Source organism: Enterobacter asburiae, from assembly GCF_001521715.1.
GTDB lineage: Bacteria > Pseudomonadota > Gammaproteobacteria > Enterobacterales > Enterobacteriaceae > Enterobacter > Enterobacter asburiae.
On the sequence record NZ_CP011863.1, the window covers coordinates 4,244,596 to 4,266,112 of the forward strand.

Genomic DNA, 21,517 nt, shown 5'->3' on the forward strand with positions numbered 1-21,517 from the left:
CAAAATTATCAGGGCGCCGTATTTTAACGACTTCCACGAATATCTGCCTGCTTCATGCATCCTTTTCTTCAAATCTGGCGGATGAACAGCGTATAATCCCGCTCCTTTTGTCTATTTTTTCTTCGGAAGCATTATGAGCGCAATTTCCCTGATCCAGCCGGATCGTGACCTCTTCTCCTGGCCCCAGTACTGGGCGGCCTGCTTTGGACCGGCACCGTTCCTGCCGATGTCCCGGGAAGAGATGGACCAACTGGGCTGGGACAGCTGCGACATCATTCTGGTCACGGGCGATGCCTACGTTGACCATCCGAGCTTCGGTATGGCCATCTGTGGCCGTATGCTTGAGGCGCAGGGCTTCCGCGTGGGGATCATCTCCCAGCCTGACTGGAACAGCAAAGACGACTTTATGCGTCTGGGTAAACCGAACCTGTTCTTCGGCGTCACCGCAGGCAACATGGACTCGATGATCAACCGCTATACCGCCGACCGCAAGCTGCGTCATGACGACGCCTACACGCCGGATAACGTGGCGGGTAAACGCCCCGACCGCGCAACCCTGGTCTATACCCAGCGCTGTAAAGAAGCCTGGAAAGACGTGCCGGTGATCCTGGGCGGCATCGAGGCAAGCCTGCGCCGCACCGCCCACTACGACTACTGGTCAGATACCGTTCGCCGCTCGGTGCTGGTGGATTCCAAAGCCGACATGCTGATTTACGGTAACGGCGAGCGTCCGCTGGTGGAAGTGGCGCACCGTCTGTCGCAGGGTGAACCGGTGAGCAGCATCCGCGACGTGCGCAATACCGCCATTATGGTGAAAGAGGCGCTGCCGGGCTGGAGCGGGGTGGATTCCCGCATCATTGATATGCCGGGCAAAATCGACCCGATCCCGCACCCGTACGGCGAAGATCTGCCGTGTGCCGATAACAAGCCGGTTGAGCCGAAAAAAGCGGAAGCGAAGGCTATCGTTGTGCAGCCGCCGCGCCCGAAACCGTGGGAAAAGACCTACGTGCTGCTGCCGTCCTACGAGAAGGTGAAAGCCGACAAGGTGCTCTACGCGCACGCGTCCCGTATTCTGCACCATGAAACCAACCCGGGCTGCGCCCGCGCGCTGATGCAGAAGCACGGCGAGCGCTTTATCTGGATTAACCCGCCGGCGATCCCGCTCTCCACCGAAGAGATGGACAGCGTCTTTGCGCTGCCGTACAAGCGCGTTCCGCACCCGGCGTACGGCAACGCCCGTATCCCGGCGTATGAGATGATCCGCTTCTCGATCAACATCATGCGCGGCTGCTTCGGCGGCTGTTCCTTCTGCTCCATTACCGAGCACGAAGGGCGTATTATCCAGAGCCGCTCTGAAGATTCGATCATCAATGAGATCGAAGCGATTCGCGACTCGGTTCCGGGCTTTACCGGCGTGATTTCCGACCTTGGCGGCCCAACCGCGAACATGTACATGCTGCGCTGCAAATCGCCGCGCGCGGAGCAAACCTGCCGTCGCCTCTCCTGCGTCTATCCGAGCATTTGCGAGCATATGGACACTAACCACGAGCCGACGATCAATCTCTACCGCCGCGCGCGCGACCTGAAGGGCATCAAAAAGATCCTGATCGCGTCCGGGGTACGTTACGACATCGCCGTGGAAGATCCGCGCTACATCAAAGAGCTGGCGACGCACCACGTCGGCGGCTATCTGAAGATTGCGCCGGAGCACACCGAGGAAGGCCCGCTGTCGAAAATGATGAAGCCGGGCATGGGCAGCTACGATCGCTTTAAAGAGCTGTTCGATACCTATTCGAAGCAGGCGGGTAAAGAGCAGTATCTTATCCCATACTTCATCTCCGCCCACCCGGGCACGCGCGATGAGGACATGGTGAACCTGGCGCTGTGGCTGAAGCAGCGTCGCTTCCGCCTGGATCAGGTGCAGAACTTCTATCCGTCACCGCTCGCCAACTCGACGACCATGTATTACACCGGCAAGAACCCGCTGAGTAAGATTGGTTATAAGAGTGAAGAGGTGGTGGTGCCGAAAGGGGATAAACAGCGTCGTCTGCATAAAGCGCTGCTGCGTTACCACGATCCGAAAAACTGGCCGCTGATCCGTCAGGCGCTGGAAGAGATGGGTAAAAAACACCTGATCGGCTCGCGTCGCGACTGCCTGGTACCGGCCCCGACGCTGGATGAGATGCGCGAAGCGCGTCGCCAGAACCGCAATACGCGCCCGGCGCTCACCAAGCACACGCCGATTGTGCATCAGCGTTCAAACGGTAATTCGAGTGTGAAGAAGCCCGTGAAGCGCAAAGCGTAAATAAAAAACCCCGGCAAGCCGGGGTTTTTTATGTAGACACGTAGACCGGGTATGGCGAAGCCGCCACCCGGCTTTTTTACGCACTTAACCGCCAAACTGGTCCGGGTCCGGCCCAAGCCGCTTGCCCTTATCCAGCTTCGCAATCTCACCCAGCTCGTCTTTGTCCAGACGGAAATCCCAGACGTCGAAGTTCTCGGCGATGCGCGACGGCGTGACCGATTTCGGGATCACCACCAGGCCGTTGTCCAGATGCCAGCGAATGACGATTTGCGCCGGGGTTTTACCGTATTTATCCGCCAGCTCACGGATAATCTTTTGATCGAATACCCCTTCGCCGCCCTGCGCCAGCGGGCTCCAGGACTCGGTCTGGATCTTATGCGTGGCGTTCCAGGCATGAAGCTGGCGCTGCTGCATTAGCGGGTGCAGCTCAATCTGGTTAATCACTGGCGCAACGCCAGTCTCGTCAATCAGCCGCTGCAGGTGATGAACCTGGAAGTTACAGACGCCGATGCTTTTCACCAGCCCCTCTTTCTGCAGGTCAATCATCCCTTTCCAGGCGTCAACGTAATGGTCGATAGCCGGAACCGGCCAGTGCATCAGCCAGAGATCGACGAAATCGAGCTGGAGTTTCTCCAGGCTCTCCTCCAGCGCTTCGCGGGGGCGTTTTTGATCGTCGTTCCACAGTTTTGTGGTGATGAATAACTCATCGCGGGGGACGCCGGCGCTGGCCAGTGCGGTCCCCACGCCGTCCTCGTTTTTGTACGCGGCGGCGGTATCAATGGACCGATAGCCGACTTCCAGGGCTTTATGAATGGCGGAGACGACCTCGTCGTTACCGGCTTTCCATACACCTAGCCCCAGCTGGGGCATCACGTTGCCGTCCTGCAGCTTGATTACGGTTTGGTTTGCCATTTTTCCTCCTTCAGGTGCGCATCGCCGGAGGGTTCCTCCGGCGATGGGGTGTGCATTAAGTCTGGACGAAATGTCAAAAAACGAAAGTCGGGAGGGCAAAAACGCTTAGCGTGCCGCTTCGTAGATGCGACGGCTGACGTCCAGCGTAATGTCGCCGTGCTCGCCCAGGTGGGTCATGCCGTGTTCTTCGAGTTTCGCCAGCAGAGCAGGGATGGAGCTGCCGTCCAGACCGTAGCCAGAGAGACGCGTTGGCACGCCCAGACCTTCAAAGAAGCTCCGGGTCGCTTCGATCGCGGCATCAATACGCGCATCGTCAGAACCCTCGGTGATGTTCCACACGCGCTCGGCGTACTGCAGCAGCTTGGCGCGCTTGGTGTCCCGCTTTTCGTTCCACAGGGCAGGCAGCACAACGGCCAGCGTTTGCGCGTGGTCCAGACCGTGCATCGCCGTCAGCTCGTGGCCCAGCATGTGGGTTGCCCAGTCCTGCGGTACTCCAGCGCCGATCAGGCCGTTCAGCGCCTGCGTTGCCGCCCACATGACGTTGGCACGCACGTCGTAGTTTTCCGGCTCTTGCAGCGCTTTCGGACCTTCTTCTACGAGCGTCAGCAGAATGCCTTCCGCGAAACGATCCTGAATTTTGGCATTCACCGGATACGTGACGTACTGCTCAACGGTATGAACAAAGGCATCGACCACGCCGTTTGCCACCTGACGCGCAGGCAGGGTGTAGGTGTAAACCGGATCCAGGATCGCGAACACAGGCTGAACGTGTTCGTTCATAAAGGCCTGCTTGTCGCCGGTCGTTTTACGGGAGATCACCGCGCCCTTGTTGGATTCAGAGCCCGTCGCTGGCAGGGTCAGCACGGAGCCCATCGGGATGGCGCTTTTAATGTCGCTGCCGCGGGTTTCCAGGATGTGCCACGGATCGATGCCGTCAGCGTAGTGCGCTGCCGCCGCGATGAATTTGGTGCCGTCAAGCACGGAGCCGCCGCCGACGGCCAGCAGGAAGGTGATGTTCTCTTCGCGGGCGATTTTCACCGCGTTCATCAGCGTTTCGTAAGACGGGTTTGGCTCGATGCCGCCGAACTCACGCACGTCCAGACCGTCCAGGGCGCTGTAAACCTGATCCAGCACGCCGGTTTTTTTCACGCTGCCGCCACCGTAGGTGATCAGTACGCGGGCGTCAGCAGGGATCTGCGCGCGCAGATCGGCGATAGCGTCTTTACCAAACAGAATGCGGGTTGGGGTGTGAAGATTAAAGTTGTTCATTGCTCGTTCCCTTTAGTGGGTGAAAAACCGTGGTGGCGCAGAGGGCGACCTGATGCTGCACATTGTGGCCGTCCGGGGCTATCCTCTCAATGCACATTCCTGCCGATGTCTTGCCCATTTCTACAGAGCGCTGGAGAAAGCGCGGAAAAGCACGCACACTGTCAACGTCGGAAACCGTACCCGGAGTAACGTAATATGAACCGTGAAGCGATCTGCCATCAGCTCACTGCGCAGATTAAAAAACTGATAGATAAAGAAAATGGCGTCAGCGATCTGCTTCCTGACATTCGCCTGCTTTATGGAACGCAGCCCGGGACGCGCACGCCGGTCATGTACCAGCCGGGCATCGTTTTTCTCTTCTCGGGCCATAAAATTGGCTATATCAACGAGCGCGTGTTCCGCTACGACACCAATGAATATCTGCTTCTGACGGTACCTTTACCCTTCGAATGTGAAACCTTCGCGACAGAGGCCGTTCCGCTGGCCGGTATTCGCGTCAACGTCGATATTCTTCAGCTGCAGGAGCTGCTGATGGAGATTGGAGAAGATGAGTTCTTCCAGCCGTCTATGGCATCGAGCGGGATTAACTCGGCGACGCTGTCGGAAGAGATCCTCTGCGCCATTGAGCGTCTGCTGGACGTGATGGAAAGACCGCTGGACGCGCGTATTCTGGGCAAGCAGATCGTCCGCGAAATTCTCTACCATGTGCTGCTGGGCCCGGGCGGCGGGGCGTTACTGGCTCTTGTGAGCCGACAGACCCACTTCAGCCTGATAAGCCGCGTGCTCAAGCGCATTGAAAGCCAGTACACGGAAAACCTCAGCGTCGACCAGCTGGCGGCGGAAGCGAACATGAGCGTCTCGGCGTTTCATCATAACTTCAAGTCGGTGACCAGCACCTCGCCGCTGCAGTACCTTAAAACCTACCGGCTGCATAAGGCGCGGATGCTGATGATCCACGACGGCATGAAGGCCAGCGCGGCGGCGATGCGGGTGGGTTACGAAAGTGCGTCGCAGTTCAGTCGTGAGTTTAAGCGCTATTTCGGCGTCACGCCGGGAGAGGATGCATCACGCATCCGAACCATGCAGGGAGCTTAAGCTTTTTCCCCACTCCCCTATGGGGATAGGGTGAGGGGATCAGGCGCTGCAGTACTTCTTCTTAATTACCACCGCGATGGTTCCCACCAGTCCTGCCACCAGCAGGAACATCGGCAGCACCATCAGGAAGGTCATCACCTGATCTTCATGGTGTTTCACAAAGGGGATCATATTCAGCGCATAGCCGAGCGTGGTGACCACACCCACCCACAGCAGAGCGCTCAGCCAGTTGAAGAACTGGAAGCGGCGGTTTGACAGACCGGAAATGCCCGCCATCGTAGGCAGAAGCGTGCGAACAAACGCGAGGAAACGCCCCGCCAGCAGGGCCAGCAGGCCATGCCTGTCGAACATGCAGGTCGCACGCTGATGATATTTATGCGGTAACTGCGCCAGCCAGCCTTTTACGACGCGGGTATTCCCAAGCCAGCGGCCCTGCAGATAGCTCAGCCAGCAGCCCAGGCTGGCTGCGGAGGTGAGAATAACCATCGTTGGCGTGAAGTCCATGACGCCTTTCCCGATTAATGCCCCGGCAAGTAAAAGCAGGCTGTCACCGGGTAAAAACGAGGCTGGCAGTAATCCATTTTCCAGAAACAGAGTTGCGAACATCACGAGGTAAACGATACCAACGATGTGAGGATCCGCCAGCGCGGCAAAGTCGTGATGCCAGAGCGCCGCGATAATATCTTGAATAACAGCCATGGACTTTCCTGTGGAACAGCAGATATAGAGCTATTGTACTCCCTTATTCGCCCGTCGGGTTTGATCCCGGGCGCAACTCATGCAGACTTTTCTCATTGCCGTGTCCACAAAAGCGTCCAGAGAGTACATTTTCAGCCAGCACTCTACACGATACGCTCGAACCCTGCTGCTAAATCGGCAATCAGATCGTCAACATTTTCTAAACCGATATGCAGTCGAATCAGGGTGCCGCTGAAGTCCACTTCTCCGCCGGGGCGCAGAGCCGCAACCTGTTCCGGCTGGTTAGGCAGGATCAGGGATTCAAAACCGCCCCAGGAGTAGGCCATGCTGAAGAGGGTAAAATTATCCAGATAGCTCGCCAGCTCGTCGTTATTTAGCCGCTTTTTCAGTACGAACGAGAACAAACCGCTGCTGCCCGTAAAGTCACGCTGCCAGAATTCGTGGCCTTTACTGCCCGGTAACGCAGGATGATTCACGCGCTCAACCTGCGGATGCTGCGCCAGCCATTCGGCCACCTTCAGGCTGCTTTCATGGTGCTGACGCAGGCGAACGCCCAGCGTGCGGATACCGCGGCTGGTCATGTAGGCCGTGTCTGCATCCACCATCTGGCCCATCAGGTAGGCATTTTCACGCAGCTGATCCCAGCAGCGCGCGTTGGAGACCGCAGTGCCAATCATGCCGTCAGAGTGGCCTATCAGGTATTTCGTCGCCGCCTGAATCGAGATATCAATGTCGAACCTCAGGGCTTTAAACAGCACGCCCGCCGCCCAGGTGTTGTCGATCATCACGATCGCCTCTGGGGCTTTGCTGCGCACGGCCTTCACGATAGCCGGCACGTCGTGAACTTCCATGGTGAGCGAGCCCGGAGATTCCAGGAACACAATGCGCGTGTTTGGCTGAATAAGTTCGGCAATGCCTTCACCAATCAGCGGGTCGAACCAGCCGGTCGTTACGCCGAGCTTGCTGAGGATTTTGGTGCAGAAGTCCTGGCTGGGCTCGTAGGCGGTGTTGGTCATCAGGATATGGTCGCCCTGTTCCACAAAAGCCAGAATGGTGTTGGCCACCGCAGCCGCCCCGCAGGGGAACAGCGCGCAGCCCGCGCCGCCTTCCAGCTCGCACATCGCCTCCTGCAGCGAAAAATGGGTTAGCGTGCCGCGACGGCCATAAAACAGCCCGCCTTTCGCGCGGTTGCGCGTGGCAATTTTTTTCTCCTCAACGGTATCAAACACCAGCGAGGAGGCTCGTTGAATCACGCTGTTGACCGATCCCTGCGTATATTTTTTGCTGCGTCCTGCCTGTACCAGCGTGGTATCAAGATGCTTCTTTGTCATGTTCGCTAACCCTGTTTTTATACGTCTGGACGTCCAGACTACCACGATTGGAAAAAACTGCACCCCGCGGCTTATCGAATAAACAGAAAATATTAGCAAAAATTCGCATAAGAAATTTTTACTGCGTAAGCGCAAGGAAAGTGAGCGAAAATTACGGCACCATGCAAATACTAATGAGAACTACTATCAATTCGACGACGTTTTGATATTATTACGCTCAGATTTTGTGATTTGCGTCCTGGAGATACAGAGTGGGTAATAATTTGATGCAGACGGATCTCTCCGTTTGGGGCATGTATCAGCATGCTGACATCGTGGTTAAGATTGTGATGATCGGCCTGATTCTGGCGTCCGTTGTCACCTGGGCTATCTTCTTCAGCAAGAGCGCCGAGCTGCTTTCGCAGAAGCGCCGCCTTAAGCGGGAACAGCAGCAGCTGGCAGAAGCCCGCTCTCTGGATCAGGCTGCAGACATGACCTCATCCTTCCACGCGAAAAGCCTGACCACCCTGTTAGTGAATGAAGCACAGAACGAGCTGGAACTCTCCGCTGGCAGTGAAGATAACGAAGGTATCAAAGAGCGTACCGGTTTCCGCCTGGAGCGTCGCGTTGCGGCCGTTGGCCGACACATGGGACGCGGCAATGGTTATCTGGCAACCATCGGCGCGATCTCACCGTTCATCGGTCTTTTCGGTACGGTCTGGGGCATCATGAACAGCTTTATCGGTATCGCGCAGACCCAAACCACCAACCTGGCGGTCGTGGCGCCGGGTATCGCAGAAGCGCTGCTGGCGACGGCAATCGGTCTGGTTGCCGCTATCCCGGCGGTGGTTATCTACAACATCTTCGCGCGTATGATTGGCAGCTACAAAGCCACGCTGGGTGACGTTGCCGCGCAGGTTCTGCTGCTGCAAAGCCGCGATCTCGACCTGAACGCCAGCTCGGTTAAGCCGGTGCACGCGGCGTCTAAACTGCGCGCAGGTTAAGAGTATGGCGATGCGTCTAAACGAAAATCTGGACGATAACGGCGAAATGCATGAAATCAACGTGACGCCGTTTATCGACGTTATGCTGGTTCTGTTGATTATCTTCATGGTAGCCGCGCCGCTGGCGACGGTTGATGTGAAGGTCAATCTGCCTGCCTCTTCCAGCCAGCCCCAGCCGCGCCCGGAGAAGCCTATCTACCTGTCGGTGAAGGCGGATAAATCCATGTTCCTCGGGAACGACCCGGTGACGGCCGACTCGGTCATCCCGGCGCTGGAGCAGCTTACGGGCGGTAAGAAAGACACAACGGTCTTCTTCCGTGCGGATAAAACCGTTGATTATGAAACCATGATGAAGGTAATGGACACGCTGCATCAGGCGGGTTACCTGAAGATTGGACTGGTCGGCGAAGAGAAAGCGGCCTCGAAGTGATAAAGAAGCTGGCGAAAGCCGGCTTTTTTTATGCCTGTCGGTTTATGCGTTTTTGCTATCCGTCGGTGCGGTAGAGGGGGTTGCCAGCGCGTCCTCATCCAGCGCCACGCAGGTGACGTTTGAGGTACGATACTCACCGTCGGACAGCTTGCGCGTCAGACGCAGGGTGGCGATTTCTCTGGCAAGCAGATACTGATAATTGGCCTCAAGACGTCCGAGAAGCTTCTCTTTCAGCTCGGGACGCTGTTCTATGATGGCGTTCATCACGGCACCGTAAATCTCTTCTTTGACCTGTAGCGGATAAATTTCACGGCGATTCTGCCATTTCAGACGAACCAGCGTCGCCGGGATCGATACCAGGTCTTGTGTAATACGCGTCATCTCGTCATTTTTTGTGTTTCTCAGCGCGTCGAGATTTTGCTTTAAGATAAATTCATCACTTTTTTTATCATCTAAAGTCAAATAAACGTCGTTGTTTTTAACTTCTTTCACGTTAATCTTCCCCCAGGCTATAAAAAATTGGGTTGTTTTTTTCGCGCGTAATTAAATTAAGCCAAATTTCATTGCCCGCTTCATTAATTTCTTCGGTTTTCTCGGCCATTATTTGACTTAGTTTCTGGGCATCTATTTCACCCTCGGCCTGGAGGTCATTCAGCAGGTGGACAAAGGCTTCAATTTTTATGGCGCGAAATAAGCGGTCTTTTATATGGCGATCGTGCTCTTCCAGCAACATATTTCGGGATTTGCCAGTTCGGGAAACACCAATTAATATATCGGGCTCGAAATCAGAGAGCTTTCTTTTCCCCTGAGTGAAACTGGCCTCTTTTACTGCTTCCGTCGGTTGCTGTTCCACAGGCGTAATGTGGTACTTAGCCGGGACGAGATAGTCGGGCAGCATTTTTAATTTCCTTTATTTTCAACAGGGTGGGGTTGGTAAAGGCGTGAGATTCGTTGACAATATCATGAGGCAAATTTAAAATCAAAAAAAATGGAGCCTACCCATGAACAGCATCTTTTTTACGGTCATCACATTACTATTACTGACCGCTGGTGTGCTTTTATTGATGCAGGAATTCAATAAAACAAAAGTGTCGAAAGACACCAGTGAACCCCCGCAACCTGAACTGATGACAAAAGAGGAAGGGGAAGACCATTTCTCTGTATTGATGAACTCCGTTACGCCTGTCTGGTACTGGCGGGTGAACCACGAATATATCGACTTTTTACACGCGACAATTAAGCGCATGAAAATGTCGGAAATTAATGACACGCCCGGACTGTTTGAGGCGCAGCGTCGCTGTAGCGATCTGAATTCAGCAGTCTATAAATATTATGACAATATTAAAAAGCGCTGCCTTAACGGCGAGAAGGTCTCTTATTCCGATCTGGACGTATTAAATTTGCGTCAGTGTTTTCGTGAGTTCAGTCTGGAAGCCTATCCTGAACTGGTGGGGCTTGTCTGGCCGGAGTATGCACGTCCCGAGGTTAACCCAGACAACGTCTGAATGACGTACCGTTGAGTTATTGCAAACAGCCAGCGCCGTTGAGATATACTGGGCGCTGGTTTCTTTTGCAAACAGGACTTTATGGAACGCTTTTTTGAAAATGCCATGTACGCCTCTCGCTGGATACTGGCCCCCGTCTATTTTGGCCTCTCGCTGGCACTTATCGCGCTGACGATTAAGTTCTTTCAGGAAATCTGGCATGTTCTGCCGAACATTTTTTCTATTGCCGAAGCGGATCTGATTCTGGTTCTGCTGTCGCTGGTGGATATGACCCTGGTGGGCGGGCTGCTGGTGATGGTGATGTTCTCCGGCTACGAGAATTTTGTCTCCCAGCTCGATATCGACGAGCGTAAAGAGAAGCTCAGCTGGCTGGGCAAAATGGATGCTTCGTCGCTGAAGAATAAAGTGGCCGCGTCGATTGTGGCGATCTCCTCTATCCACCTGCTTCGCGTGTTTATGGACGCGAAGAACGTGCCGGATAACAAACTGATGTGGTACGTCATCATCCACCTGACGTTTGTGCTGTCTGCGTTTGTGATGGGGTATCTGGATAAGATCAGTAAGAAGTAATTTCCCCTCACCCTAGCCCTCTCCCACAGGGAGAGGGAATAGTTAGCTCCCTCTCCCTGTGGGAGAGGGCCGGGGTGAGGGCATCAGACCGCACTATTTATCCGACGACGCCTGCCACAGATTCAACTCCCCATCCGCAACATGCTGGTCAATCCGCTTGAGTTCGTCCTCCGTAAAGCGCAGGTTTTCCAGCGCCTGAACATTCTCTTCCAGCTGTTCCGGGCGGCTTGCGCCAATCAGCACGGACGTCACGCGCGCATCCTTCAGTAGCCAGCTTAGCGCCATCTGCGCCATGGTTTGACCACGCGCCTGCGCCATCTCATTCAGCAGGCGAAGGCTGCTCAGGTTGGCGTCGGTCAGCATCTTCTGCGTCAGGCCGCGCGCTTTATTCCCTTCGCGCTGCATGCGTGAACCTTCAGGAATACCGTTCAGGTATTTTCCGGTCAGCAGCCCCTGCGCCAGCGGGGTGAAGGCGATACACCCCGTACCGTTTGCTTCCAGCGCATCCAGCAAACCGGTCTTATCGACCCAGCGGTTAAGCAGGTTATAGGACGGCTGGTGGATCAGCAGCGGGATCTTCCACTCGCGCAGCAGCTCGGCCATTTTCTGCGTGCGATCGGTCGAGTAGGAGGAAATGCCGACATACAGCGCTTTGCCGCTCTGCACGGCGTGGGCCAGCGCAGAGGCCGTCTCTTCCATCGGCGTGTTTTCATCCACGCGGTGGGAGTAGAAAATATCCACGTAGTCGACGCCCAGACGCTTCAGGCTCTGGTCGAGGCTGGCGAGCAGATACTTACGCGAACCGCCTGAACCGTAGGGCCCTGGCCACATGTCGTAACCCGCCTTGGTGGAGATAATCAGCTCGTCGCGGTACGCGGCAAAGTCCTCACGCAGCAGGCGGCCGAAATTCTCTTCCGCGCTGCCCGCCGGCGGGCCGTAGTTATTGGCGAGATCGAAATGGGTGATGCCGAGGTCGAAGGCTTTTCGCAGCAGCGCGCGCTGGGCGTCAAGAGGCTGGACGTGGCCGAAGCTATGCCACAGTCCCAGCGACAGCGCGGGCAGGCGCAGGCCACTTTTACCGCAATAACGATATTGCATACTCTCATAGCGGCCGTGGTAAGGGTGCCAGGACATGATGTCTCCTTTCTTATTGATGAATTTTTCGAAACAACGTTTTCATTCTGAACTTACCACATCACAAATTACATCACTAAGCGCGGGCTTAATGGTTAACGACAGCTGTGCGACCAGTGAAGCCACGCTAATTAAAAATGATCACAAAACGTTATAATTTCCCTCTTTCCTGCCGATAACGAGAGTAGTACTCGCCTCTGGGCGAACTCACCCTCACGGCAAGGAAGACTTATGAATATGCTCCGTAATTTCACGATCCGTTTCGTCATGCTGACGATTCTCGGGATCTTTTGTTTAATGTGGGCGGGCGTTGGGTTGTACAGCACCTGGTCCCTTTCTCGCGTTTCAGATGGCAATGAAGTCGACCGCCAGCTGGTTAAACAGATGACGGTACTCAGCCAGGGAAACGATCAATATTTCCGCTTTGTGACCCGTCTGAGCCGCGCAATGGAAGTCAAAGCCGCAGGCGGCACGCCGGATTTGGCCTCCGCCCAACAGGCGCTGGATAACATGGGCAAGAAACTGGCCGAGATGAAAGCGATCTCCCCAGGCCCGATGGATGAGCAGATCTCTTCCCGGGTGATCGGCTCCTGGCAGGCGCTGCTCGAACAGGGCGTAACGCCGCAAATGCAGCAGGCGAAGCAGGGGGCTCTGGAGGGGTATCGCCAGCAGGCCAACAACGTCACGCCGCCGCTGAGCCGTGCGTTCGGCGCGGCCGCCGAGGAGTTCAACAATGCCGCCGCGAAGTCGCTCGACAGCACCCGCGTGGTGGTGGACGGCCTGACAAGCATGACCCGCACGGTGATTATCGTCGCCACGATTATCGGCCTGCTGATCCTGCTCTTCACCGACCGTTACCTGGTGGCGATGCTGGTCAAACCGCTGGCTCGCATTCGCCAGCAGTTCCGCCAGATTGCCCAGGGCGATCTCAGCCAGCCCATTGAGCCGTTCGGTCGTAACTGCGTGGGACAGCTGGTGCCGCTGCTGAGCGCTATGCAGGACAGCCTGCGCGAAGCGGTCAGCACGATTCGCTCCGGCAGTGAAAACATCTGGCGCGGCGCGACGGAAATCTCCAGCGGTAACAACGACCTCTCTTCCCGTACCGAAGAGCAGGCGGCTGCGCTGGAAGAGACGGCAGCCAGCATGGAACAGCTGACCGCCACGGTGAAACTGAACGCGGAAAGCGCGCGTCAGGCCAGCCAGCTGGCCGATGTGGCCTCAACTACCGCCAGCCGCGGCGGCTCGCTGGTGGAAGAGGTGGTGACCACCATGAGCGGAATTTCGGAAAGCTCGAAGAAAATTGCTGAAATCACCAACGTGATCAACAGCATTGCCTTCCAGACCAATATCCTGGCACTCAATGCGGCGGTTGAAGCGGCGCGCGCGGGTGAGCAGGGGCGTGGTTTCGCGGTGGTGGCAGGCGAAGTTCGCAACCTGGCAAGCCGCAGCGCCAACGCGGCCAAAGAGATTGAGGGGCTGATTACCGACTCCGTTTCCCGCGTAGAGCAGGGGGCGCAGCTGGTGAGCGACACCGGCACCACCATGGATGCGATTTTGCGCGACGTGACGGAAGTGACGACCATCATGAAGCAAATCGCTTCCGCCTCTGAGGAGCAAAGCAAGGGCATTTCGCAGGTCGGGATTGCCATTACCCAGATGGACGGCGTTACCCAGCAAAACGCCTCGCTGGTTGAAGAGGTTTCTGCCGCGGCGGCCGCGCTGGAGCGCCAGACCGAAGATCTTCAGCGCTCGGTGCAGAAGTTCCGCCTGACGGCATAACGCAACGTATAAGGCCGCTTTGTGCGGCCTTATATTATTAACGCCTTCCCCATTCAGCCCCTTCTGAAACTGCTATTCTTTTGCTAACCCCCCTGACGTTCTGGGCTCTCTTCTTCGAGGTGTTGCTATGAACAGATCGTTATCTGTCATTCCTGTCCTTTCTTTCATTCTTCTGATGCTGTTCTCGGTTTCTGCCAGTGCGACCCAGCAGGCGCAGGAGCGGCGCGTGGCGCGTGATGTCAGGCAGGAAACCCGCGACGCGTCGCGGCAGGTGAAGCAGACCTGCGTGGCGAACAATAACCAGAGTAATCACGACTGTCGTCAGGACAAGCGTCAGATGAAACAGTCTGGAAGACAAAAAGCGCGGGACATTAAGTATTAATGCGGTTAACGGAAACTATCCAGGGATGAGACACGAACAATACGCGGAGGGCGTCATCGGGAGTGTGATTCATGCCGGGCAAACGCAGCGCTGCCCGGCTGTATTTATCAGTGCGTCGCTTCACCAATCAGCGCGCCCGTGCCCGCACCAACGGCTGCACCTTTCAGCACGCTCTTGCCGGTAACCGCTGCGGCACCTGCGCCCACGGCAGCCCCTACCGCGCCGCCCTTACGCGCGGCTTTACCTTTGCCGCCATTTTTGAACATGGCACCGGTGCCTGCGCCCACGACGGCGCCGCCAACGGTCGATTTCAGATCTTTGCCCGTGGCCGCACCAATGGCCGCGCCTGCTACGGCGCCAGCGGCAGTTTTGTCGATGGCCATTCCCGAGGTGGAAAAAATGAGGGCGCTGATAACCAGCGTTGTTTTAATAAGTTTCATAACAGATCCTTTGTGACTGCTGTCGGTTGAGACGTCATTTCTCACTCTCAGACGCGAGAAAAACGTCCAGATAGTGCCAGCAATAGGGGCTCAACCTTTAAGCTAATCATGCCCTGGGCAGGGATCTCAGTTGCCGGGCGGGGATCCGCCCGGCGGAACATTACGCCTGACGCTTATCTTCCGTATTGATATCGAAGTCGCTCGCCGCGTGGCGCTCGTGGAGCTGCTCGTTCAGCTCGCCGCTGGTGCGGTTAACGATGCGGCCGCGCTTAACGGCATGGCGATTCGCCACGTCTTTCGCCCAGCGCTGGACGTTGGTGTACTTCCCGGCGTCGAGGAACTCGGCGGCGTTATAGACGCTGCCCAACGCCACGCAGCCGAACCACGGCCAGATGGCGATATCCGCGATGGTGTACTCCTCACCCGCTACGTAGCGACCGCGCGCCAGCTGTTTATCCAGCACGTCGAACAGGCGTTTGGCTTCCATGGTGAAGCGGTCAATCGCGTACTCAATTTTTACCGGGGCATAGTTGTAGAAGTGGCCAAAACCGCCGCCGAGGAACGGCGCCGCGCCCTGCAGCCAGAACAGCCAGTTCAGGGTCTCGGTGCGTCCCGCCGGATCTTTTGGCAGGAAGTGACCGAATTTCTCTGCCAGATAGAGCAGGATATTGCCGGATTCAAAGACGCGCGTTGGCGGGGTCGTGGAGTGGTCACGCAGCGCCGGTATTTTCGAGTTCGGGTTCACGTCTACAAACCCGCTGGAGAACTGATCGCCCTCGCCGATGCGGATCAACCATGCGTCGTATTCCGCGCCCGTCACGCCCAGCGCCAGCAGCTCTTCGAGCATGATCGTTACTTTCTGGCCGTTCGGTGTCCCGAGAGAGTAAAGCTGCAGCGGGTGGGAGCCTACGGGCAGATCTTTCTCATGGGTCGCGCCGGAAATAGGGCGGTTAATATTGGCGAACGCGCCGCCGCCGTTCTTTTTCCATTCCCACACTTTTGGTGGCTGATACGTGTTGTCTGACATGTTGGCCTGCCTTTTGAGTGATGTGTTGAGGCAGTGTAGCAGGAGATTTGTGAAGCGTTTAACGTTGCGAGCGCAATCAATTAACCGCTATTCCTTCCGGCGCTTATATATAACAAATCTGGCATAAGCTTAATCGAAAATCGCATTTTCATAATTAATGCGTAAACCGATAAAGCTGAATATGATGCTTCAACATAAATAAAAGATGCAGTAATAAAAACTTTATAAGGCAAGGAGTTAGTGAGATGCGCAAGCTTCTGTTATCGGCAGTGGTGGTTTCGCTCGCGTTAGGCCTGGCTGGCTGTGATGATGCGAAAAATAAAGAGACAAACAGTGCGGCTGCGGCAAAAAACGATGCGCCAAAAGAGGGCGGTTCGCTAATTATTGGAATTACCTCCGGCGACCCGTTAGCCGTTAATCCGCTCTATGCCAGTGACCGCACAACCTTAACGATCATGCAGGCGCTCTATGCCCCGCTGTACAGCTTTAATAACGGCAACATTGAGTGGGGCCTGGCGGAAAGCCTGACGCCTTCCGCCGACAACCTGAGCTATACCCTGACGTTAAAACCCAACCTGAAATGGCAGGATGGCCAGCCGCTGACGGCGGACGACGTGGTCTTCACCTTCAACAAGCTGCTGGATGCCAAACAGCACAGCTTCTTCCGCAGCATGTTCACCTACGGCGACAAGCCGGTACAGGTGAGCAAGGTGGATGAGCGCACCGTTAAGTTCACATTGCCGCAGGTCAGCGCGGCCTTTACCGGCACCCTGGTACAGATCTACCCGATCCCGCAGCACGTGTTCGCCGGTGAAGGCGACCTGGAAAAGAGCAGCAAAAACGATGCGCCGGTCGGCTCCGGGCCGTTCAAATTTAAGGAGTACCGCGCCGGGCAGTATTACGCCCTGACCCGTTTTGACGATTACTGGAACGGCAAAGCGAAGCTTGATTCGGTCACCTACCGTTTCGCTAAAGACAGCAACGCCGCTAACCTTGCGCTGCAAAACGGTGAAATCAACCTTAAAATGGTTGACCCGCAGGATGTGAACCGCCTGAAAAATACCGGTAAGTTTGACTTCGTGGTCTATCCGGAAGGCCGTCTGGCCTATATGACGTTCAACCAAAACGTGCCGGTGATGAAGAGCAAAGCGCTGCGCCAGGCCATCGCGTATGCCATCAACAAAGACGAGCTCACCCAGACCGCGTTTACCTCGCTGGACTACGCTAAACCGGCAACGTCGTTCCTGACGCCAGATACGCTTTACAAGACGGATGACGTTGAACAGTACAAATTCGATCTGCAAAAAGCCAAAGACCTGCTGAAGACGTCCGGCGCGCCGGACAACCTCAAGCTGCGCCTGGCGTATGTGAACACCAACAAAACCCAGGAGAGCATGGCGCTCTACATTCAGCAGGCGCTGAAGGGCATTGGGGTGAACGTGGAACTGATGCCGCTGGACTCCAACGCGATGTCTCAGCGCAGCCTCGATATGAACAATACCGCGTGGGAGCTGAACCTGGGCGGCTACATCATGGGCTCCGAGCCGGACGGTTACAAATCGCTGTTCATGAGCAACGAAGCCTATAACTACGCGCACTACAAAAATCCGCAGTTTGATGCCCTGTGGGATAAAGGCGCAGTGGAAACCGACGCCGCGAAACGTGCCGATATCTACAAGCAAATTCAGCAGACCGTGGCGAACGATATGACCTACTACCCGATCGCCTACACCAATGCGACCGTCGCGGTGGACAAGCGCTTCGGCGGCACCCAGGAAGCGGAGCCGAAACCGGTCTATCTGTTCCAGGATCTGTCAAAAATCTATCAGAAATAAGTAATTGCCCCGGCCGTCAGGTCGGGGCCTTGGTAAGGGCATGTCGTGAACACACTCCTCACGCGTCGGCTGCTGCAGCTGCTGCCGATGCTGTTTTTTATTTCACTGGTGGCGTTTCTGCTGGTCAAACTCGCGCCCGGCGATCCGGTGGCGGCGTACATTACGCCGCGCATGGATCCGGAAGATATCGAGCGTATTCGCCAGAGCCTGGGGCTGGATAAGCCGCTGGTCACACAGTACGTCCTGTGGCTGAAAAACGTCCTGCGGGGCGATCTCGGCTATTCGCTGATCTACCACCGTCCGGTGCTGGAGATGATCGGCGAACGCATTCCGGCCACGCTTGGGCTGATGGGGGCGTCGCTGCTGATGGCGATCGTGCTGGCGATCCCGCTGGGGCTGCTGGCGGGCGCATTTAAGCACCGCTGGCTGGATCATCTCCTCAATTTATTCGCCTATATCGGCATTTCTGTTCCGATTTTCTGGTTCGGCATCCTGCTCATCACCGTTTTTGCCGTGCAGCTTAACTGGTTCCCCAGCATGGGAATGCGCACCATCGGCATGGAGGACAACGGGCTGGATCTGCTGCGTCACGGCGTGCTGCCGTGTATTGCCCTCACGTTCTACAACCTCTCCAGCTACGTGCGCTATATCCGCTCCAACACCATCTCGCAGCTCTCGGCCGACTACGTGCAGACCCAGCTTGCCTACGGCGCCACGCGTTCCAGTATTCTGTTCCACCACGTGCTGAAAAACGTGCTGCTGCCGGTGATTACCCTGTTCGGCCTGTCGTTCGGAGAGCTGATTGTGGGGGCCTATGTGACGGAAAGCGTCTTCTCCTGGCCGGGGATGGGGCTGCTCGGGATCCAGTCGATCGCCTCGCTGGACTACCCGCTAATTATGGCGATCATCATGCTCTCGTCGATTATGCTGATCGTCGGTAACCTGATCGCCGACGTGCTTTATCGCTTCGCCGATCCCCGCATTCGTACGCTGAGGTAGCCCGGATGAGCAGACGCTGGCAGCAGGTTCGTCACCAGCTGCGCCGCAACCGTCCGGCGCAGTTCTCTCTGTTTGTGCTTTTTATTTTCGTTGTCGCCGCGCTCTGTGCGGGCTTAAGCCCGTACGATCCGGATCGGATGGCGCTCGGCGCGCGCACGTTGCCGCCGGATGCCGCGCACTGGTTCGGCACCGACGAATACGGCCGCGACTACTTCACCCGCGCGCTGTATGGCGGCCAGATCTCCCTGATGGTCGGTTTTCTGGCGATGCTCTTTTCCACGCTGATCGGCACGGTAGTGGGAACGGTGAGCGGCTATTTTGGCGGCTGGCTGGATAACCTGATGATGCGCGCCGTGGATATCCTGATGGCCATTCCGGCCTTCTTCCTGCTGCTGGTAGTGAATGCTTACCTCAAGCCGGGCGTGGATAACATCATTCTGATTATCAGCCTTCTGACGTGGATGAACATGTCGCGTCTGGTGCGTGCTGAAACCCTGTCGGTGAAAGAGCGCGAGTACGTGCTTTATGCCCGCGCGTCGGGAGAGCATCCGCTGCGCATTATCGCGCGCCACATCATTCCCGGCGTGCTGCCGACCATTATCGTGGCGGCCACGCTCAATATCGCCTCGGCCATTCTGATGGAGTCAACCCTGAGCTTTTTAGGGCTGGGCGTGCAGGCGCCCGCGGCGTCGTGGGGAAGCATGCTTAACAACGCCCAGTCTTATATTGGCGAAGCGTCGTGGCTGGCGATGTTCCCCGGCATTCTGATCCTGCTGACGGTGTTCAGCTTTAACGTGCTGGGCGATGTGTTCCGTACCGCCTTTGAGCCGGGAGCGAATCGCGATGAATAACCTATTAGCGCTTGAGAACCTGCAAACCACGTTCCGCACCCGCGAGGGCGAGGTTCACGCGGTGCGCGGCGTGAGCTTTCAGGTTCAGCCGGGGGAACTTGTCGGCATCGTCGGCGAGTCGGGCTGCGGGAAAAGCGTCACCTGCAAGTCGATTATCCAGCTTCTGGGGAGCAACGGACGGATAACCGGCGGCAGCATCCGCTTCCAGAATGAGGACCTGGCGCAGAAAACGCCCGCGCAGATGCGCGCCATTCGCGGCAACGAGATCGCGATGATTTTTCAGGATCCGATGACCGCCCTGAACCCGGTGTTGACCATCGGCAAGCAGATGGCTGAGATCCTGATGCGCAACAAAGGACTCAGCAAAAAAGCGGCCAAAGCGGCGGCCATCGTCATGCTGGAACAGGTGGGCATTGCCGAGGCGGAACGGCGATACGACCAGTATCCCCACGAGTTCAGCGGCGGGATGCGCCAGAGGGTGATGATCGCGATTGCGCTCTCCTGCAATCCGAAGCTTCTTATTGCCGATGAGCCGACCACCGCGCTGGACGTGACCATTCAGGCGCAGATCCTGCGCCTGCTAAAAAGTCTGCAGCAGCAGACCCGGACCGCGATTCTGCTGATCACCCACGATCTCGGCGTGGTGGCGCAGGTCTGCAGCCGCGTGGTGGTGATGTACGGCGGGCTGGTGATGGAAGAGGGGAGCGTGGAGGACATTTTTTATCGCCCTGCGCATCCTTACACCCAGGGGCTGCTGGCCTCGCTGCCGCGTCCGGATGAGGTGAATCAGCGTTTATCGCCCATTGAAGGTTCGCCGCCCGGCCTGCTTAACCCGCCGCCGGGCTGTCCGTTCGCGGAACGCTGCCCGAAGCGCATGCCCCAGTGTGAACGCCAGCCCGCATTTTACGCTGCAGGAGAGGGCCATCGCGCCGCCTGCTGGCTATGGGCCGATAAGGAGATTCAGGTATGAGTGAACAACAGGCGCCATTAGTGAGCGTTCGCGATCTGCGCAAGCACTATCCGCTCAACGGCGGTTTGCTGCGTAAAGGCGTGGCCGTGAAGGCGGTTGACGGCGTGAGCTTTGATATCCAGCCCGGCGAAACGTTTGGCCTGGTGGGGGAGTCCGGCTGCGGAAAATCCACCCTTGGGCGCGCCATCCTGCGCCTTTTCGATATTACCTCTGGCGAGATCCACTTTGCCGGGCAGGCGATTGCCCACGCCCGTGAAAAAGAGCTCAAGCCGCTGCGTAAGCGGATGCAGGCGATTTTTCAGGATCCTTACTCCTCGCTCAACCCCGGAATGACGGTGCGACAGCTGGTGGCCGAACCGATGCAGATCCACGGCTACAGCCGCGAAGAACAGCGGGAACGTACGGAAACGCTGCTCTACAAAGTGGGGCTCAAGCACGAACACCTTGAACGGTTCCCGCATGAGTTCAGCGGCGGCCAGCGTCAGCGCATCAGTATTGCCCGCGCGTTGTCCGTGCATCCTGAATTTGTGCTGTGCGATGAGCCGCTCTCGGCGCTGGACGTCTCGGTGCAGGCGCAGGTGGTGAATATTCTGCAGGATCTGCAGCAGGAGCTGGGGCTAACCTATCTGTTCATCGCCCACGATCTCTCCATGGTGCGGCATATCTCCAGCCGCATTGGGGTGATGTATCTCGGTAAACTGGTGGAGGTAGCCCCGGCGAATGAACTGTATCAGCGTCCGGCGCATCCTTACACCCGCGCGCTGCTGGCGGCGGTTCCCCAGCCCGATCCGCGCATCCGCAATCTCGAAGACGCCACCCTGCGCGGCGACATTCCTGGCCCCACGTCCGCGCTGCCGGGCTGTAAGTTCTGCAGCCGCTGCCCGCACGCGATGCCGGTTTGCCAGACTCAGGAGCCAGCCATGCAGGAGATTGCGCCAGGGCATTTCGCGGCGTGCTGGTTGTTTAACATGTAGTTAATGCGCTGCGCAGGTGTATGATAA

At 56.8% G+C, this 21,517-nt stretch carries 22 protein-coding genes; 13 read left to right on the forward strand and 9 right to left on the reverse strand.

All coding sequences use genetic code 11. The features are described from left to right. The first annotated feature begins 133 nt into the window (after positions 1-133). A complete protein-coding gene (locus ACJ69_RS20605; RefSeq protein WP_045356051.1) occupies positions 134-2,305 on the forward strand; it encodes a YgiQ family radical SAM protein in 2,172 nt (723 codons plus the stop codon). Between the two features lie 84 nt (positions 2,306-2,389). Here the strand turns inward: ACJ69_RS20605 and dkgA are convergent, their stop codons facing one another. Then, positions 2,390-3,217, reverse strand: a complete 828-nt coding sequence (gene dkgA, locus ACJ69_RS20610; RefSeq protein WP_054829942.1) for a 2,5-didehydrogluconate reductase DkgA — start codon at positions 3,215-3,217, stop codon at positions 2,390-2,392. Positions 3,218-3,322: 105 nt separating this feature from the next. After that, on the reverse strand, positions 3,323-4,486 hold the full coding sequence (gene yqhD, locus ACJ69_RS20615) for an alcohol dehydrogenase (protein WP_059347666.1): 1,164 nt from the start codon (positions 4,484-4,486) through the stop codon (positions 3,323-3,325). Positions 4,487-4,681: 195 nt separating this feature from the next. Here yqhD and ACJ69_RS20620 point away from each other — a divergent pair, with 195 nt between their 5' ends. Then, positions 4,682-5,581, forward strand: coding sequence for an AraC family transcriptional regulator (locus ACJ69_RS20620; protein WP_054829943.1), 900 nt, complete (start codon positions 4,682-4,684; stop codon positions 5,579-5,581). Positions 5,582-5,620: 39 nt separating this feature from the next. Here ACJ69_RS20620 and yghB read toward each other — a convergent pair whose 3' ends face one another. Together yghB and metC are read right to left on the reverse strand one after the other, a co-directional pair. Then, positions 5,621-6,280 carry a DedA family general envelope maintenance protein YghB gene (yghB, locus tag ACJ69_RS20625; RefSeq protein ID WP_029740714.1) on the reverse strand — a complete coding sequence of 220 codons (660 nt, stop codon included), beginning with the start codon at positions 6,278-6,280 and terminating at the stop codon, positions 5,621-5,623. A gap of 143 nt (positions 6,281-6,423) precedes the next feature. Next, positions 6,424-7,611: a cystathionine beta-lyase gene (gene metC / locus ACJ69_RS20630; RefSeq protein WP_059347668.1), complete on the reverse strand. Its 1,188-nt coding sequence runs from the start codon at positions 7,609-7,611 to the stop codon at positions 6,424-6,426. A 251-nt stretch (positions 7,612-7,862) separates the two neighbouring features. Between metC and exbB the strand changes: the two genes are divergently transcribed. Continuing rightward, positions 7,863-8,594 (forward strand): tol-pal system-associated acyl-CoA thioesterase, encoded by a 732-nt coding sequence (gene exbB, locus ACJ69_RS20635; protein ID WP_023309174.1) that lies wholly within the window; start codon positions 7,863-7,865, stop codon positions 8,592-8,594. A gap of 4 nt (positions 8,595-8,598) precedes the next feature. Next, a complete protein-coding gene (gene exbD / locus ACJ69_RS20640; RefSeq protein WP_023309173.1) occupies positions 8,599-9,024 on the forward strand; it encodes a TonB system transport protein ExbD in 426 nt (141 codons plus the stop codon). A gap of 42 nt (positions 9,025-9,066) precedes the next feature. On the opposite strand, the gene ACJ69_RS20645 is transcribed toward exbD, so the two are convergent. Beyond that, positions 9,067-9,516: a hypothetical protein gene (locus ACJ69_RS20645; RefSeq protein ID WP_029740716.1), complete on the reverse strand. Its 450-nt coding sequence runs from the start codon at positions 9,514-9,516 to the stop codon at positions 9,067-9,069. A gap of 1 nt (position 9,517) precedes the next feature. Beyond that, the gene (locus ACJ69_RS20650; RefSeq protein WP_059347669.1) at positions 9,518-9,922 is read right to left on the reverse strand and encodes a hypothetical protein; all 405 of its coding nucleotides are present in this window, start codon (positions 9,920-9,922) and stop codon (positions 9,518-9,520) included. Between the two features lie 103 nt (positions 9,923-10,025). Between ACJ69_RS20650 and ACJ69_RS20655 the strand changes: the two genes are divergently transcribed. Together ACJ69_RS20655 and ACJ69_RS20660 are read left to right on the forward strand one after the other, a co-directional pair. Then, positions 10,026-10,529, forward strand: coding sequence for an ESA_00282 family adhesion-associated protein (locus ACJ69_RS20655; RefSeq protein ID WP_047646351.1), 504 nt, complete (start codon positions 10,026-10,028; stop codon positions 10,527-10,529). 81 nt (positions 10,530-10,610) lie between these two features. After that, positions 10,611-11,099 carry a TIGR00645 family protein gene (locus ACJ69_RS20660; RefSeq protein WP_023309169.1) on the forward strand — a complete coding sequence of 163 codons (489 nt, stop codon included), beginning with the start codon at positions 10,611-10,613 and terminating at the stop codon, positions 11,097-11,099. 93 nt (positions 11,100-11,192) lie between these two features. Here the strand turns inward: ACJ69_RS20660 and ACJ69_RS20665 are convergent, their stop codons facing one another. After that, a complete protein-coding gene (locus ACJ69_RS20665) occupies positions 11,193-12,233 on the reverse strand; it encodes an aldo/keto reductase (protein ID WP_059347671.1) in 1,041 nt (346 codons plus the stop codon). Between the two features lie 231 nt (positions 12,234-12,464). Here ACJ69_RS20665 and ACJ69_RS20670 point away from each other — a divergent pair, with 231 nt between their 5' ends. Together ACJ69_RS20670 and ACJ69_RS20675 are read left to right on the forward strand one after the other, a co-directional pair. Further along, positions 12,465-14,012 carry a methyl-accepting chemotaxis protein gene (locus ACJ69_RS20670; protein WP_059347672.1) on the forward strand — a complete coding sequence of 516 codons (1,548 nt, stop codon included), beginning with the start codon at positions 12,465-12,467 and terminating at the stop codon, positions 14,010-14,012. A gap of 127 nt (positions 14,013-14,139) precedes the next feature. Next, complete coding sequence (locus ACJ69_RS20675) at positions 14,140-14,394, forward strand: hypothetical protein (protein WP_029740719.1); 255 nt, start codon at positions 14,140-14,142, stop codon at positions 14,392-14,394. Between the two features lie 107 nt (positions 14,395-14,501). On the opposite strand, the gene ACJ69_RS20680 is transcribed toward ACJ69_RS20675, so the two are convergent. Both ACJ69_RS20680 and yghU read right to left on the reverse strand, forming a co-directional pair. Further along, positions 14,502-14,834, reverse strand: a complete 333-nt coding sequence (locus ACJ69_RS20680; RefSeq protein ID WP_029740720.1) for a hypothetical protein — start codon at positions 14,832-14,834, stop codon at positions 14,502-14,504. 160 nt (positions 14,835-14,994) lie between these two features. Further along, positions 14,995-15,861, reverse strand: coding sequence for a glutathione-dependent disulfide-bond oxidoreductase (gene yghU, locus ACJ69_RS20685; protein WP_054829945.1), 867 nt, complete (start codon positions 15,859-15,861; stop codon positions 14,995-14,997). Positions 15,862-16,106: 245 nt separating this feature from the next. Here yghU and ACJ69_RS20690 point away from each other — a divergent pair, with 245 nt between their 5' ends. The 5 genes from ACJ69_RS20690 to ACJ69_RS20710 are packed head-to-tail and all read left to right on the forward strand — an operon-like array spanning position 16,107 to position 21,490. After that, positions 16,107-17,696, forward strand: a complete 1,590-nt coding sequence (locus ACJ69_RS20690; RefSeq protein WP_059347673.1) for an ABC transporter substrate-binding protein — start codon at positions 16,107-16,109, stop codon at positions 17,694-17,696. 45 nt (positions 17,697-17,741) lie between these two features. Further along, positions 17,742-18,695 (forward strand): ABC transporter permease, encoded by a 954-nt coding sequence (locus ACJ69_RS20695; protein ID WP_081051452.1) that lies wholly within the window; start codon positions 17,742-17,744, stop codon positions 18,693-18,695. 5 nt (positions 18,696-18,700) lie between these two features. After that, on the forward strand, positions 18,701-19,546 hold the full coding sequence (locus ACJ69_RS20700; protein WP_029740724.1) for an ABC transporter permease: 846 nt from the start codon (positions 18,701-18,703) through the stop codon (positions 19,544-19,546). Then, positions 19,539-20,516 carry an ABC transporter ATP-binding protein gene (locus tag ACJ69_RS20705; protein WP_059347675.1) on the forward strand — a complete coding sequence of 326 codons (978 nt, stop codon included), beginning with the start codon at positions 19,539-19,541 and terminating at the stop codon, positions 20,514-20,516. Before ACJ69_RS20700 ends, ACJ69_RS20705 begins: the two co-directional genes overlap by 8 nt. Next, positions 20,513-21,490, forward strand: coding sequence for an ABC transporter ATP-binding protein (locus tag ACJ69_RS20710; protein WP_059347677.1), 978 nt, complete (start codon positions 20,513-20,515; stop codon positions 21,488-21,490). The genes ACJ69_RS20705 and ACJ69_RS20710 overlap by 4 nt, the downstream gene beginning before the upstream one ends. Positions 21,491-21,517 lie beyond the last annotated feature (27 nt).